This window comes from Leisingera sp. F5, assembly GCF_001593695.1.
Genome location: NZ_LUKH01000800.1, coordinates 1 through 1,658, shown reverse-complemented (window position 1 = coordinate 1,658; position 1,658 = coordinate 1). Strand labels below are relative to the sequence as shown.

1 protein-coding gene and 1 pseudogene are annotated in these 1,658 nt (G+C 66.6%); both read left to right on the top strand.

Going from position 1 to position 1,658, the window contains the following annotated elements:
* Positions 1 to 180 (top strand): annotated as a pseudogene (locus A2I95_RS36130) (Na+/H+ antiporter subunit G); the annotation flags it as partial.
* A gap of 31 nt (positions 181 to 211) precedes the next feature.
* Positions 212 to 1,658, top strand: a 1,447-nt coding sequence (locus tag A2I95_RS36125) for an FAD-dependent oxidoreductase (protein ID WP_291737334.1), incomplete at its 3' end; no start/stop codon positions are given.

Genomic DNA, 1,658 nt, shown 5'->3' with positions numbered 1-1,658 from the left:
CTGTTCCTGTTCCTCACCGCGCCGATCACCGCGAATTTCATTGCCAAGGTGCATATTCACCGGCAGGAAACCCGCGACACCATGCCAGAGGCCGGCGGCGACGATCATTGGGCCACCCATGACACGCCCGAGGACGAGGAACGCCGCCACCCGACCCTCACCCCGCCCACCGAAGACTGAACGCACACCACTCAGGAAGGCCTGAACCGTGATGGACACCTCCCGCTTGCCGCTGACCCGCGATCTGGTGCTGATCGGCGGCGGCCATACCCACGCGCTGGTGCTGCGCAAATGGGGCATGCGGCCCCTGCCCGGTGCCCGTCTGACCATCATCAACCCCGGCCCGACCGCGCCTTACTCGGGTATGCTGCCCGGTTTCGTCGCAGGCCACTATGCGCGCGATGAGCTGGACATCGACCTGGTGCGTTTGGCACGGTTTGCCGGTGCCCGCGTGGTGCTGGGCGCGGCGGACCATATCGACACCACGGCCCAGCTTGTACATGTGCCGGGCCGCCCGCCCATCGCCTATGACGTCGCCTCCGTTGATGTCGGCATCACCTCCGCCATGCCGGACCTGCGGGGCTTTGCCGGCCACGGCACCCCGGCCAAACCGCTGGGCCGCTTCGCCGCGCAGTGGGGAACGTTCCGCGAGGGCGATGCCCCCGCCTACGTCGCCGTGATCGGAGGCGGCGTTGCAGGCGTGGAACTGATCCTGGCGATGGCCTTTGCCCTCAGATCCCGCGGCCGGCTGGCCCAGGCGACTCTGATCGACAGCGATCAGGCCCTGCGCGCGATTGGCGCAAAAGCCCGTCACAGACTGCGCCGCGCTTTGGTCGAACAAGGTGTCCGGCTCGAGGAAAATGCCCGGATCGAACGGATCGAGGCCGACCATATCCTTCTGCAGGACGGGCGCGAGATCTTGTCGGACTTCACCACCGGTGCCGCCGGCGCCCGCCCCTATGGCTGGCTTGCGGACAGCGGGCTGGACCTGCAAGACGGTTTCATCCGGGTCGGCGAAACCCTGCAAAGCTCCGCCACCAATGTCTTGGCCGCCGGCGACTGCGCCCATATGGATTTCGCCCCGCGCCCCAAGGCCGGCGTCTATGCAGTGCGCCAGGCGCCGGTGCTCTACCACAATCTCCGCGCCCTGCTGACCGGCGACCCCCTGCGCAGATACAAGCCGCAAAAAGACTATCTGAAACTGATCTCCATGGGCACCAAGGAAGCGCTTGGCGAACGCTTCGGCACCACCCTCGCAGGCCCGCTGATGTGGAGCTGGAAGGACCGCATCGATCAGGCCTTCATGGAGAAGTTCCGCGACTTTCCTGCGATGGATCCGCCGGGCCTGCCTGCCGAACATACATTGGGCATGGAGGAAGCGCTGGGTGACAAACCCATGTGCGGCGGCTGCGGTGCCAAGGTCGGGCGCGATGCCCTGCTCGGCACGCTCGCCGGTCTTAGCCATGCGGACCGCGAGGACATTTCCCCGCTGCCCGGCGATGACGCAGCACTGCTGACCACCGGCAGCACGCGTCAGGTGATCAGCACCGACCACCTGCGCAGTTTTTGCAATGACCCGGTAATGATGGCCCGCATCGCCGCCGTGCATGCCTTGGGAGATATCTGGGCAATGGGGGCCGAGCCGCAGGCCGCCACCG